Consider the following 300-nt stretch of genomic DNA (forward strand, 5'->3'; position numbering starts at 1 on the left):
TCCTCCTGGGATCTGTAGTATTGATCCTGCTTAACGTGATCTTTGAGATTGGAAGGGACATTAATCCTTTCGGGCTGGATTGGTTTGTATGGGCGATCATTTTTTGGGCGGTCATTCTTCTCATCCATGTTTTTAATGTGTTCATCACCAATAAATTTTTCGGAAAAGACTGGGAAAATGAGCAGGTAGAGCGCCTGGTCGCAAAACAGCAACACAAGATCGCCGAGCTGCAAAAGCAGGTAGAGAGAGATCATCCGCTCCCAAAAAAGGATGAGCCATATATCCCGCCAACCACGCCCC

The 300-nt window shown here is 46.3% G+C and carries 1 protein-coding gene; it reads left to right on the forward strand.

What is annotated here, in order from left to right:
* The coding region (locus tag HC175_RS22850; RefSeq protein WP_168140062.1) for a 2TM domain-containing protein at positions 1–300 on the forward strand (300 nt) is incomplete at both ends.

It is taken from the genome of Salinimicrobium oceani (assembly GCF_012037645.1).